This window comes from Fusobacterium mortiferum ATCC 9817, assembly GCF_000158195.2.
Lineage (GTDB): Bacteria > Fusobacteriota > Fusobacteriia > Fusobacteriales > Fusobacteriaceae > Fusobacterium_A > Fusobacterium_A mortiferum.
Genome location: NZ_GL987988.1, coordinates 161,530 through 174,584, shown reverse-complemented (window position 1 = coordinate 174,584; position 13,055 = coordinate 161,530). Strand labels below are relative to the sequence as shown.

Genomic DNA, 13,055 nt, shown 5'->3' with positions numbered 1-13,055 from the left:
TATATTTTATTAACCAAATATTTTAAAAAATGATATAATAAATCATAAGTATTACTTTTTAATAAGGAGAATTGATATGAGCTTAAATAAAAAACACTTTGAATTACTTCTTTCATTAGAAAAATTAAATACTTTATCTGAATTATCTATATTTTTAAATACATCAGAGAGAAATATTAGATACCAAATAGAAGAACTAAATTTTGACTTAAAAGAGGAATATCAAATTATTATAAATAAACAAAATATATCTTGGTCTGGTATAAATATCTCTTATGAAAAAATATTTAATGATATAGATAAGATTTATTATTCTTTTTCAACTTCAGAAAGAATAGCATTATTTATGCTTCATTCTTTAATCTTCAAAGAAAATATAAACATATCTTTATTTAGTAAAAAATTAGATATTTCAAAACCAACTCTTAAAAATGATATAAAATTATTACAAGAACAACTCAAAGAAAGTAAAATATATTTACTTCAAAGTGAAACATCTGACTACTATTTTAAGTATAACGATATTGATTTTTGCTTTTTTTTAGTCTCATTTTTAAATAAATATATAATTTTTAAAAATAATAATTTCAAACCTAGAAAAAAAACTTTTTTCTACCAATATTTTTTTAAAAAACTAAATATAAATGAGTTATTTAAAATAGACTATAGTCTTATTAATGCAATTCAAGAGAATAATTTTATTTCTGATGAAGCTCTTAATCTATTTATAATTTTTACTTGTATTTTAAATTACTATCAACCAAATCTAAAATATAAGAGTAATATAAATTTTTTTAAATCTTCATCTGAATTTAAAATTATAAATAATATACTTCCAGAACTAAATATCGACTACAAACTTTGGCTTTGTGATTTTTTAATAGGAATATCTTATAACAAAAATAATCCTTTAGGAATTTTTAAAAATTGGTTAAATATTGAAATGGAAATATATAAAATTATTTTAGACTTTTCAAATTTAAAAAAGATTAATTTAACAGAGGATAAAATCTTACATCAAGAGTTATTAAATCATTTAAAACCATTGTTATACAGAGCTTTAAAAAATATTAATTTAGGTAACTCTATTTTAAGAGAAATCAAACATAACTATAACAACTCTTTTGAAATTTGTAAAAATATATTTATTGGTTTTGAAAAAAATACAAGTATAAAAATTTCTGAAGATGAGATTGCATTTGTTGTGCTTCTTTTTGAAAGAGCTATTCAAAGAATTGAAAAAAATAAAACTATTAAAAATATTGCAATTGTTTGTAACTTTGGAATAAGTACATCTAGTTTTCTAAAAATGAGATTAAAGGAATTATTTAAGATAAATAATATTCAAACATACTCATTACAAGAATATCAAAATAATTTAAATAAAATTCCAGATTTAATAATAACAACTATTGATTTAGAAGAAAGAGATGATAAAATTCCAATAGTAAAAGTAAGTCCTATTTTAACAAAAACTGATATTGAAATATTAAAAAACTTTTCTTTTGATATTTCTATGATTAATACAGAGGAATTTATAGCTGAACTAAAAAAAATTTGTGATAAGTTAGAAATAGAAAAATTAAAGACTTTAATTAAAGATAAGTATTCTTCATTTTTTTATGAAAAACCACTTAAACATATAGAAAAATTTATTGAACCATTTTTAATTAATGAAATTGATAAAGTTGACTCAATTGAGGAAGCTATTAAAATTTGTGCTTCTCCATTATTTGAATATAAATATGTTGATAATTCCTATATAACTTCATTAATAAAAACAAGTACAACTCCCAAAAATACTAATATTTATATTGGAGAACATACAATTTTTCCACATTGTTCAAATAAAAATAATGTTTTTGATACAAAATTTAGTTTCTTAAAATTAAAAGAACCTATTATTTTTAAAAATAAGAAATGTAAATTAATTATTTGTTTTTGTACAAATCAAAAAAATATCTATCATAATTTTTTATTTAAGCTTTTTGAACTTATTGAAAAGGAAGAAGAAGAATTTTATAAATTACCTTTATCTGAATACTATGATTATCTAAATAACTTATAAAAATATAATATTTTTATAAAAAAAGAAGATTATTTCACCTCTAATCATTAATACTTATAGAATGATTATTAAAGTAAAATTTTCTTCTTTTTCTATTCTTTATCTAATCTAAATTATTTTAAAATCTATCTTAAAACTACTTCTATCTTAGCTTTTCCCAAATCAAAATAGTATACTCCATTTTTTAAATTTCCATCTTTTTCTGCCTCTTCATCAGTAAAGTCAAAGACAATCTCATTTAAAACTAAAGTATAATTTCCTACTTCTACTGGAATCAAATCTATTTTTGATATATTAGAACTTGAGTAAGTCATCTCTTTACTCTCTATTATCATACTAACAATATTTTTTCCTTCATTCATTAATAATTGTTTTAACTTCATTTTATTCTCCCTTTTTATTTTAAAATTAATCCCTCATCCATTACAAAATTAGGTGTAACCTCAATTTCTAACTCTGATAGACTAGCTCTTACTAAAGTAACTTTATACTTATCTCCTATACTATAAAATTTGCCAGTATCCGTATCTCTCATCACATACTCTCTATCATCAAACTCATAGTAATGTTTAGCAGAAACTACATCCCAGAAACACTCTACATGATCCTCAGTTTCAAAGAATACTCTCTTATTACTAAATCCAACAATTGTAGCATCATACTCTTCTCCAACTTTATCCATCATATATTCCACAAGTTTAATTTTTACGCTTTCGTCTTCTACTTTCATAGCAGCTCTCTCTGTTTTAGAAATATGAGCACAAGTTACAGGTAACTCCTCCATATTTTTTATAATAGTTTTCTTATTTGGATAACCATGTAATACCGAATTTAAAATTCTATGCACAGTTAAATCTGCATATCTTCTTATTGGAGATGTAAAATGTGTATAGTATCCAGATGCAAGTCCAAAGTGTCCATAATTTTCTACTGTATACTTAGCTTGTTTCAATGCCATTAGTATCATCTTATGAACTAATAGATTAATTCCCCTCTCTTTAGAATCTTCTATTATTTTTTGAAACTGTTTAGGGTGTATTTCTTCTAAAGAGTGTATTCTATATTTAAACTTTGCTAAAGTTTCATTCAGATTTTTTATTCTTTCCATATCTGGCTTTTCATGAGTTCTATATACAGATGGTATCTCTAACCAGAAAAGTTTTTCTGCCACTGTTTCATTGGCAGCTATCATAAAATCCTCTATTATTCTTTCAGATTCTCCTCTATCTCTACTCTTAATATATTCAACTTTTCCCTTTTCATCTAATACAAGTTTTATCTCTGGAATATCAAAATCTATACTTCCTCTTTTATATTTTACCTCTCTAATTATTTTAGAAAGTTCTAACATATCCATTACCATATCTTTTATAGGAGCATAAGTTTTTAAAGTTTCCTCATCTCCAGCTATCATCTTATTGACATTATTATATGTCATTCTATATGCTGTCTTTATAACTGATTTATATGTATCAGAGTCTACAACCTTTCCTTTTTTATCTATTTCCATCTCGCAAGTAAAAGTAAGTTTGTCCTCATTAGGATTTAAAGAGCAGATACCATTAGAAATCTCTTTAGGGAACATAGGTAGTACTCTATCTACTAAATATACAGAGTTTCCTCTCTTATATGCCTCTCTATCTAATACTGACCCTTCAGGAATATAGTGGGATACATCAGCTATACTTACAATCAATTTATAGTTTCCATTTTTTAATTTTTCTACATAGACAGCGTCATCTAAGTCCTTAGCATCATCGCCATCTATTGTTATAATAGGTAGATGTCTTAAATCCTTTCTTCCCTCTAACTCTTTTTTCCCTATCTCCATAGGTATTCTTCTAGCCTCTGCCATTGCTTCAGGTGGAAAAGTTTCAGACATTCCTTCTCTAATAATCAATGCCTCTATCATATTTTTAGTATCATATGGATTTCCAAGTATCTCTACTATTTCTCCCTCTGGTTTTCTCTCATTATCTCCCCAGAAAGTTATTCTTACCACTACCAACTGATTATTTTCGGCATTTTTCATTCTTATAGATGGAATATAGATATCTCTTCCAAAAGAATGGGTAGGAGTTACAAAACCAAAGTTCTTATTTTTTTGGAATATTCCTATAACTATATCCTTATCTCTGCTTATTACTCTTACTACTTCTCCCTCTTTTTTTCTGTCTCCCTTCATACCTGCTGTAAGTCTTACAAAAACTGTATCTCCATCAAGAGCTCCATTAAATCCACTCTTTGGAATAAATATCCCCTCATCTTCAGTATCTACAAAAGCAAATCTATCCCTTATTATACTAAATACTCCTTTAATATATCCTTGTGTTTCTGGAAGATTATACTTTCCTCTATTATTTTTGATAAGCTCACCATCACTTACCCATTTCTCTATTATCTCTCTATTCTCCTTTTTAAATTTTGGAGACCATCCTAACATCTTAGTTATCTCATCAAGTTTTAAACCTTTTCCCTTTGTATTTTTAAATATATCTTTTAATTTCTCTAACTCTTTTTCTATTTTCATAATTTACCTCCTCAAGCTTTTTAACCAATCTCTCATCTCTAAAGTATTTCTATGTATTTTTCCACCAATACTCTCTAAATATTCTATCTTCTTATCAATCTCATAGATAATCCCCTCATCTAAATCCTTATCAACTATCTCTCTTATTTTTTTTACATTTGGATAATCTCTATTTTTTTCTATTCCATCAGCTATATATATTATTCTACTAAGCTTAGATAATCCTTTTTTGCCTATTGTATGATATTTTATAGCTTCTAAAATCTCTTTATCTTCTATTTTTAACTCTTCTTTTACTATTATATAGCCTACAAATCCATGTAATATTTCAGTTATCTTTATATCTTCTTCAGTTAATTCATCTGCAAAATATTTTCTACACACCTCTTCTAATTTTCCAACTTCTACACTTTTAGCTATATCATGTAAAATTGCTGCTACTCTAGCTTTTTCTTCATTCACACCATATTTTTTAGCTAGCTCCACAGCTTTTTCCTCTACTCCTAAAGTATGTATATATCTTTTCTCAGTTACTCTTTCTTTAACCATCTCTCTCAATTTTTCTAACATTTTCCCTCCTTAAAAAAATGGAAAATAATCCAGATTATTTATATCTAAATCCTTTTCTACATTATATCATATTTAGATATTCTCTCTAATAAAATTAATCTGTTTATTTTCCATCACACATTAAATATTTGTATTTCTTGTATAAATTTTTGAGAAACTTCCTGTTTCCTCTTTACCATCTATTAAAAACTTTATTTTTCTGATATTTCCTATCTCTGTAACACTATTTACTATAGAGTATATTGCTAACAAATTTTTTCTATTCTCTACTTTTAGCTCCAACATATTAGCATCTACATCTATATAGAGCATATCACCTTTTATAAAGATATTTCCTATCTCTATTTGAGAAGTTTTTAAAATCTTACTCTCCCATAAATTTTCCATACTTACTTGAACAATTTTTCTTATTTTATCCTTTGGTTTTATATAGAGTGGAATCTCCTTTTCTTTTCTTAATAACTTATCTACATTATCTGAAACTACATAGAAATTTATTTTTTCTACTTTTCCTTCTTCAGTAACTACTTTTTCTTTATTAGTTATCTCTATTATATTTATCTTTTTTGAAGAGCTTCTCATTTGAAAAAACATTACACCACTTACTATAACTATTCCCCAAATTATACAAACAACTGCTATTAATTTTTTATTCAAAAGCCACACCTCTTTCTAATAAAAATTTTCTCTTACCATTTTAGCTATCTCTTGAGCCATTTTCTTTTGAGAAGTTGAACTTGTTAATTTTTTTATATCATCACTATTATTTATAAATCCTAATTCTATTAATACTCCAGGACCATTAAATCCTCTCAGTACAGCAAAATTTGCTCCATGTATTCCTCTATCTTTCATTCCCATAGCTTTAGCTAATGCTGAGGATGTCTTTTTAGCAAAACCTATTGATATCTCTTGATTTTTCTTATAAGCTAGTTCTCCCATTATCTGTACTATATTATTAGTTTTTTCTCCATATTTATCCCCAACACTGTTTTCAAAAGCAGCTATTCTCTCAGCATAAGGGGAAGATTTTTTAGAAAAATAGAATACCTCTGTCCCAGTAAGAGTATTTTTCACAGCTGAGTTTACATGTATACTTATAAACATATCTGCCTTGGCCCTATTAGCTATTCTTGGTCTTTCTCCTAAAGTCACAAATACATCACTATCTCTAGTCATAACCACGTTAAAATCTTTTTTTAACTCATCTCTTAAATATCTAGCCACTGAAAGAGCAATTGTTTTTTCATAATATTTCTTATATCCTATAGCTCCAGGATCCTTTCCTCCATGTCCAGCATCAATAGCTATAGTATATTGCTTCTTAGTACTTTTATCATTAAAATAAAATACAAAGTCATTTCCACTAAAGGATGTTGAATAGGATATATTTTTATTTAATTTTATAAAAAAACCTACTGAATTTCCATAATTCACTGTAGAAAAATCCTCTACATACTTTGAAGTATAGTTTTTATCATTTATCTTAGTTGAAAGATTACTTCCTGGAAACTCTATAAATATAAGTCTATTATATGAATCATAGTTTATCTGATAGGCTGACTTATTACTTCCAGTAAATATAAAAGAGAGTTTACTTCCCTTTTCACTGACAGAACTAATCGTTCCTCCAAAACAAATACTTCCAATAATTAGAAATAATATTAAAACTCTTTTCATTAACCTCTCCATCTCTTATAAATATTTAGGCTACTATTAACTTAAAGATAACCAACATATTAAGAAAAAAGAGGGTAGGAAATTGTTTCCTTAAACCCTCCTAAAACTTTTTTATATTATTGTAATACTGTTGATATAGCAGATTTTCTAAAAGTAATTTTTACTCCTTTATCTACTCTTACTTCTACATAATCTCCTAATACTGCCACTACTGTTCCTTTTATTCCACCAACAGTTATAACTTCAGACCCCTCTTTTATAGAGTCTAACATCTCTTGCTGTTTCTTTTGTTTTTTCTTATTTGGTAATATTAATAGGAAATAAAATACTGCTATCCATATAGCAAAAGTAAGTATCATCCCACCGTATTTTCCTAATAGTTGTTCCATTATTTATCCCCCTCTGACAAAAATTTTCTTCTCCTTAGTATACCACAAAACAATCTATTTTTCAAACTATTTAAAAAATGATTTAACTTTATCTAACCATGTTTTATGCTTTTTATAATTTTTTTCTTTTAAACTATCTTCAAAAGCTCTCAATAATTTTTGTTGTTCTTCATTTAAGTCTATTGGAGTTTCTACTACTACTTTTACTATTTCATCTCCTACTATAGAACCTCTTAGAGCAGGTAATCCTTCTCCTCTCATTCTAAAGCTCTTACCTGTTTGAGTTCCTGCTGGGATTTTTATAGTTTTTTTACCTTTTAAAGTAGGTACTTCTACTTCTCCACCTAGTGCTGCAGTAGTAAATTTAATTGGTATTTCGCACATGATATCCATCTCATCTCTTTCAAAGATAGCATGCTCTTTTACTCTTATTATTACATATAAATCTCCATTTGGTCCACCAGTTTCACTAGCTTCTCCCATACCTTCTAATCTTAATTTTTGTCCTGTTTCTACCCCTGCTGGAATTTTTACTTTTTTCTCTACTGTTTCTCTAGCTATTCCTGTTCCACCACAAGATTTACATTTCTTCTCAGGTACTTTTCCTTTTCCATGGCACTCATCACATTCCATTTGACTTACCATATTTCCTAATATAGTTCTTTGAGTTACCTCTACATAACCTCTACCATTACACTTTGGACAAGTTTTCATAGAGCTTCCAGACTCTGCTCCTGTTCCATCACAGCTCTTACATTTTCCATTTCTTTTATATTTTAAAGTTTTTTCTACTCCAGTTGCTACCTCTTCAAGAGTTAATTCTACTTGATATCTTAAATCTCTTCCAGGCTCTACATAGCTTCTTCTCGAAGAACCACCAAATCCTCCTCCGAATCCACCAAATCCAGAACCTCCTCCACCAAAGAATGAACTGAATATATCTTCAAAGCCTCCAGCTCCTCCACCAAAGCCATTGAATCCTCCTCCGAATCCACCAGCTCCTTGCTCAAAGGCTGCATGTCCAAATTGATCATACTGAGCTCTCTTTTGTGCATCTGATAAAATTTGATAAGCTTCATTTACCTCTTTAAATTTTTCTTCAGCTTCTTTTTTTTCTTTATCACTTGCATTACTAAATTTATCAGGGTGGTATTTCATGGCTGCTTTTCTATATGCTTTTTTTATCTCATCTTCTGAAGCCCCTTTAGATATTCCTAGAACTTCATAATAATCTCTTTTTTCTGCCATTTAATATTCTCTCCTTCTCTAAAAATCTCTACACATTCCCATTTATTATATCATAAATTTTAAAATTAAAGAATTTCTATTTCTATTTTTCTTATAAATTTCTCTTTCGCTTCAAGAGTTTCTATTCCATTTTTCTCTTCAATATTTCCACTGCAATTATCATAATCAGATATACCACACCAAGGTTCTAAACATACATATTCTGATCCTACCATATTCCAGAAAGCTATATATTTAAATCCTTCATAAGTGAAGTTAACATTGTATTTAGTCTTATCATTTTTTAAATTTACTTTATAAGAGTTTGGATTCTCTATTATTAGAGCATCATTTTTAAATCTATCCTTTGTTAATACAAGTTTCTTTCCTTCAAAAACTTTCTCTACTTTTTTAGAATTTATTAAAGCTCCATTTAAAACTTTTACTTCACCACTCTCTTCCTTTTCAAACTCTATATAATAATCTGAATAATCAATATTTTCTCCTACAGGAGTGGCAAATGCTGGGTGAGCTCCTAAAGAGAAATACATCTTTTTATCTCCTAAATTTTCAACTCTATACTCCATTCTTAATTTTTTTCCATTTAAGATATACTTTAAATAAAGTTTAAAATTAAAAGGATAAATTTTTAATGTTTCTTCATTACTTTCAAATAAAAATTCAATGCTTGTATCATCTTGAGAACTTACTTTAAATTCATAATCTCTAGCAAATCCATGTTTTGTAGTTATCTGATATTCTTTTCCAGCATAAAAATATCTATTATCCTTTATAGCTCCAACAAAAGGAAATAATATAGGAGAACATTTAGCCCAGAATTTTGAGTCCTTTTGCCACATATACTCTCTATTATTTTCTAAATCTCTAAGTCCTACTAATTCTGCTCCAAAACTTTCTAATCTGACTTCTAATAATCCATTATTTAATCTTAATTCCATTTTATCTCCTATCCTCCCTATAATTTAAGATAAGGGAAGAGGGGTATAACCCCATCTCCCCTTCTATCTTTTATGTTAGAACTCTATTTTTATATTTTTATTAATCTACTACTTCAGCTTCAGCTACATCGTCATCTGCTTTTTTATTTTCTTGAGCTCCTGCTTGTTGTCCAGCTTGTGCTTTTGCTTGAGCTTCTTTATAGATTTCTTCAGCAAATTTATGAGCTACTTGAGATAAGTGCTCCATAGCTTTATCTATAGCTTCTTTATCTTCTCCATCTTTTACTTTTTTAAGCTCTTCGATAGCTGCTTCGATATCTTTTTTCTCTTGCTCAGAAGCTTTATCTCCATACTCTTTTAATGATTTTTCAGTAGAAGAGATTAACATATCTGCTTTGTTTCTAGTTTCTACTAACTCTTTGAATTTTCTATCTTCAGCTTCATTAGCTTCAGCTTCTTTAGTCATTCTTTCGATATCTTCTTTAGATAGGTTAGTTGAACCAGAGATAGTTACTGTATTTTGTTTTCCAGTTCCTAAATCTTTAGCTGATACGTGTACAATTCCGTTTGCGTCAATATCAAATGTTACTTCGATTTGAGGGATTCCTCTAGGTGCTGCTGGAATTCCTTCTAGGTTAAATTCTCCTAATTTATGGTTATCAGAAGCTTTTGCTCTTTCTCCTTGTAATACATTGATTGTAACAGCTGGTTGGTTATCTACTGCTGTTGAGAATACTTGAGATTTTTTAACTGGGATAGTTGTATTTTTCTCTATCATCTTAGTGAATACTCCTCCAAGAGTTTCAATTCCTAATGATAATGGAGTTACGTCTAGTAATAATACATCTTTAACGTCTCCCATTAATACTCCACCTTGAATAGCTGCTCCAGCGGCAACAACTTCATCTGGGTTGATTCCTTTATTTGGTTTTTTACCAAAGAATGATTCTACCCACTCTTGAACTGCTGGTATTCTTGTAGATCCTCCTACTAATAATACTTCATCAATTTCAGATGGATTTAATTTAGCATCTGATAAAGCTGTTTTTGTAGGTCCTTGAGTTGCTTCAACTAGGTGTCTAGTTAAATCATTAAATTTAGCTCTTGTTAATTTCATCTCTAAGTGTTTAGGTCCTGTTGCATCCATAGTGATGAATGGTAAAGAGATTGAAGTTTCCATCATTGATGATAACTCTTTTTTAGCTTTTTCAGCTGCATCTTTTAATCTTTGGTAAGCCATTTTATCATTTGATAAATCTATTCCTGTTTCTTTTTTAAATTCAGAAGTTAACCAATTGATGATTTCAGCGTCGAAATCGTCTCCTCCTAAGTGGTTGTTTCCTGCAGTTGCTATAACTTCGATTACTCCATCAGCTATTTCAAGTACAGATACGTCAAAAGTTCCCCCTCCAAGGTCAAATACTAGAACTTTTTCCTCTTTTTTCTTTTCTAGTCCATAAGCTAGTGCTGCTGCAGTTGGTTCATTGATAATTCTTTTTACATCTAATCCAGCAATTGCTCCAGCGTCTTTAGTTGCTTGTCTTTGAGAGTCTGTAAAGTAAGCTGGTACAGTAATTACTGCTTCTTTAATCTCTTCTCCTAAATAAGCTTCAGCATCTTTTTTAAGTTTTTTAAGTGTCATAGCAGAAATTTCTTGTGGAGTATATTTTTTTCCAAAGATTTCTACTTTGTAGTCAGAACCCATATGAGTTTTGATTGAACTTACAGTTGAAGTTGGATTTGTAATAGCTTGTCTTTTTGCTATCTCTCCTACTATAATCTCTCCATTTTCTTTTACGTTTACTACTGATGGAGTAGTTCTTGCTCCTTCAGCGTTAGGGATAACTGTTACGTTACCTCCTTCCATTATTGCCACACAAGAGTTTGTTGTTCCTAAGTCAATACCAATTATTTTACTCATTTTTAAAACCTCCTAAAATACTCTTCAATTTATATAAAAATTTTTATTTACTATATTATTAATTATCCTCTTTTACAAACTTTAACCATTGATGGTCTGATTACTTTACCTTTCATTGTATATCCTTTTTGAAGCTCTAATACAATGTGGTCATCTTCAAATTCTGGATTATCCTCTACCATTACAGCATGGTGGAATACTGGGTCATATTTCCCCTCAGCCTTTATTTCCTCTACTCCTTCAGACTCCATAATTCCTTTTAATTGTCCTAGTATCATATCCACACCTTTTACCAGTCCATCAAAATCTTTTGTAGCAGAAGAAGCTGTTATTGCTCTTTCTAAGTTGTCTAATCCATCTAATAGTTTAGTTATTATCTTTTCAGAAGCAAATTTTCTAAGCTCTTCCATCTCTTTTTCTTTTCTTTTTGTAAAGTTTTGAAATTCAGCTTGTTTCCTTAGATATGATTGTTTCCAATCTTCTACTTCTGCTTGTAATTTTCCAATTTCTTCATCTTTTTTTGCTAATATACCTTCTTGCTTTGTCTCTTCTACTTTTGTATCTTCATCTTTACAAGAGCACTCACATTCTGGTCCACATCCACACTCTTTTTTCTCTTCTTCTTTTTTCCCAAACATCTCTTTTATCTTATCTTTCATCGATTTCTTCCTTTCTCTCAATCTGATTTTGATTTATTACTTTATTAACCTCTTGAGTTACATATTTTATAAGTCCCATTGTCTTAGAGTAAGCCATTCTCTTAGGTCCTATTACTCCAATTACTCCTTGTGAATCTCCTATACTATAAGTTGAATACACAAAACTATAATCCTCTAGACCTCTTATTCCTAACTCATCTCCAAATACTACCTCTACTCTACCATCAGTAGTATTTCTTGTATTTATTATATGTTCAAATATTCCTCTGATATCTTTTCTTTGATTGAAAAGTTCTAGAGCTTCTGAAACCTCATTAACATGTTTATCTCTAAATATACTTGGTACATTATTAATAAATAGTTTTCCATCCTCTTCATAATGCTGTGCCACTTTAGGAATAAGTTTTTTCTTTCCTATTATGTAATCCTCTATATCTGTTTGAGTCAATTCCTCTAACTTCAATCTTTCATTTATCTCTTCAGCTAATTCTTGTAATTCCTCTTTAGTAATAGGTTCTTTCAAAATTAACTTTTTAGTCCTTACAGATCTATTTTCTAAAACAATTATAGCTACTATCATAAGATTATCTATATGGACCAACTCTATTTTTTTTACTCTCTCTATCATTACTGCTGGTTCCATAGCGATTCCTGCATAAGTAGTCAATTTTGAAAGTAGTGTAGAAGTTTGTTGTAATAACATATCTAACTCATTTACACGATTTTCATAGGCTAATTCTATATTTTCTCTCTCCTGCTTTGTAAGTTTTTCAACTTTTAAAAGTTCATCAAGATAATATTTATATCCTTTATCAGTAGGTATTCTTCCAGAAGATGTATGAGTCTTAGCTATAAATCCCATATCTTCCAAATCAGCCATTACATTTCTGATAGTTGCTGACGAAAGGTCAATTCCATATTTTTTTACCAATGTCCTAGATCCTATAGTATCACCAAAATTAAGATAATAGTTTACTATAGCATTTAATACGAGTTTTTCTCTCTCTGTTATAGACATCTTTATCACCTTTTTGTTAGCACTCATTTATCAA

12 protein-coding genes are annotated in these 13,055 nt (G+C 28.5%); 1 reads left to right on the top strand and 11 read right to left on the bottom strand.

Going from position 1 to position 13,055, the window contains the following annotated elements:
* The first annotated feature begins 76 nt into the window (after window positions 1-76).
* Window positions 77-2,068, top strand: coding sequence for a BglG family transcription antiterminator (locus FMAG_RS01865; protein WP_005883511.1), 1,992 nt, complete (start codon window positions 77-79; stop codon window positions 2,066-2,068).
* A gap of 125 nt (window positions 2,069-2,193) precedes the next feature.
* Here FMAG_RS01865 and FMAG_RS01860 read toward each other — a convergent pair whose 3' ends face one another.
* The 11 genes from FMAG_RS01860 to hrcA all read right to left on the bottom strand — a co-directional run bounded on the left by FMAG_RS01860 (window position 2,194) and on the right by hrcA (window position 13,021).
* Complete coding sequence (locus FMAG_RS01860; RefSeq protein WP_005883509.1) at window positions 2,194-2,451, bottom strand: hypothetical protein; 258 nt, start codon at window positions 2,449-2,451, stop codon at window positions 2,194-2,196.
* A 14-nt stretch (window positions 2,452-2,465) separates the two neighbouring features.
* Entirely contained in the window at window positions 2,466-4,598 is a 2,133-nt protein-coding gene (gene rnr, locus FMAG_RS01855; RefSeq protein WP_005883507.1) for a ribonuclease R, read from the bottom strand.
* 3 nt (window positions 4,599-4,601) lie between these two features.
* Entirely contained in the window at window positions 4,602-5,168 is a 567-nt protein-coding gene (gene yqeK, locus FMAG_RS01850) for a bis(5'-nucleosyl)-tetraphosphatase (symmetrical) YqeK (protein WP_005883505.1), read from the bottom strand.
* Window positions 5,169-5,288: 120 nt separating this feature from the next.
* The gene (locus FMAG_RS01845; protein ID WP_005883503.1) at window positions 5,289-5,825 is read right to left on the bottom strand and encodes a GerMN domain-containing protein; all 537 of its coding nucleotides are present in this window, start codon (window positions 5,823-5,825) and stop codon (window positions 5,289-5,291) included.
* A gap of 15 nt (window positions 5,826-5,840) precedes the next feature.
* Window positions 5,841-6,848 carry an N-acetylmuramoyl-L-alanine amidase family protein gene (locus FMAG_RS01840; RefSeq protein ID WP_005883501.1) on the bottom strand — a complete coding sequence of 336 codons (1,008 nt, stop codon included), beginning with the start codon at window positions 6,846-6,848 and terminating at the stop codon, window positions 5,841-5,843.
* Window positions 6,849-6,964: 116 nt separating this feature from the next.
* Window positions 6,965-7,237 carry a preprotein translocase subunit YajC gene (gene yajC / locus FMAG_RS01835; protein WP_005883499.1) on the bottom strand — a complete coding sequence of 91 codons (273 nt, stop codon included), beginning with the start codon at window positions 7,235-7,237 and terminating at the stop codon, window positions 6,965-6,967.
* Window positions 7,238-7,303: 66 nt separating this feature from the next.
* The gene (gene dnaJ / locus FMAG_RS01830; protein WP_005883497.1) at window positions 7,304-8,485 is read right to left on the bottom strand and encodes a molecular chaperone DnaJ; all 1,182 of its coding nucleotides are present in this window, start codon (window positions 8,483-8,485) and stop codon (window positions 7,304-7,306) included.
* Between the two features lie 65 nt (window positions 8,486-8,550).
* Window positions 8,551-9,423 (bottom strand): aldose 1-epimerase family protein, encoded by an 873-nt coding sequence (locus FMAG_RS01825; RefSeq protein ID WP_005883495.1) that lies wholly within the window; start codon window positions 9,421-9,423, stop codon window positions 8,551-8,553.
* A 100-nt stretch (window positions 9,424-9,523) separates the two neighbouring features.
* Window positions 9,524-11,344 (bottom strand): molecular chaperone DnaK, encoded by a 1,821-nt coding sequence (dnaK, locus tag FMAG_RS01820; protein WP_005883493.1) that lies wholly within the window; start codon window positions 11,342-11,344, stop codon window positions 9,524-9,526.
* Between the two features lie 62 nt (window positions 11,345-11,406).
* Window positions 11,407-12,003, bottom strand: a complete 597-nt coding sequence (gene grpE / locus FMAG_RS01815; RefSeq protein ID WP_005883491.1) for a nucleotide exchange factor GrpE — start codon at window positions 12,001-12,003, stop codon at window positions 11,407-11,409.
* Entirely contained in the window at window positions 11,993-13,021 is a 1,029-nt protein-coding gene (gene hrcA, locus FMAG_RS01810) for a heat-inducible transcriptional repressor HrcA (protein WP_040493530.1), read from the bottom strand. Before hrcA ends, grpE begins: the two co-directional genes overlap by 11 nt.
* Window positions 13,022-13,055: the final 34 nt, after the last annotated feature.

Bases quoted from the DNA above. Each gene is read 5' to 3' on its own strand.
- FMAG_RS01865 (WP_005883511.1), top strand. From the start codon at position 77: ATGAGCTTAAATAAAAAACACTTTGAATTACTTCTTTCATTAGAAAAA.
- FMAG_RS01860 (WP_005883509.1), bottom strand. From the start codon at position 2,451: ATGAAGTTAAAACAATTATTAATGAATGAAGGAAAAAATATTGTTAGT.
- rnr (WP_005883507.1), bottom strand. From the start codon at position 4,598: ATGAAAATAGAAAAAGAGTTAGAGAAATTAAAAGATATATTTAAAAAT.
- yqeK (WP_005883505.1), bottom strand. From the start codon at position 5,168: ATGTTAGAAAAATTGAGAGAGATGGTTAAAGAAAGAGTAACTGAGAAA.
- FMAG_RS01840 (WP_005883501.1), bottom strand. From the start codon at position 6,848: ATGAAAAGAGTTTTAATATTATTTCTAATTATTGGAAGTATTTGTTTT.
- yajC (WP_005883499.1), bottom strand. From the start codon at position 7,237: ATGGAACAACTATTAGGAAAATACGGTGGGATGATACTTACTTTTGCT.
- dnaJ (WP_005883497.1), bottom strand. From the start codon at position 8,485: ATGGCAGAAAAAAGAGATTATTATGAAGTTCTAGGAATATCTAAAGGG.
- FMAG_RS01825 (WP_005883495.1), bottom strand. From the start codon at position 9,423: ATGGAATTAAGATTAAATAATGGATTATTAGAAGTCAGATTAGAAAGT.
- dnaK (WP_005883493.1), bottom strand. From the start codon at position 11,344: ATGAGTAAAATAATTGGTATTGACTTAGGAACAACAAACTCTTGTGTG.
- grpE (WP_005883491.1), bottom strand. From the start codon at position 12,003: ATGAAAGATAAGATAAAAGAGATGTTTGGGAAAAAAGAAGAAGAGAAA.
- hrcA (WP_040493530.1), bottom strand. From the start codon at position 13,021: ATGTCTATAACAGAGAGAGAAAAACTCGTATTAAATGCTATAGTAAAC.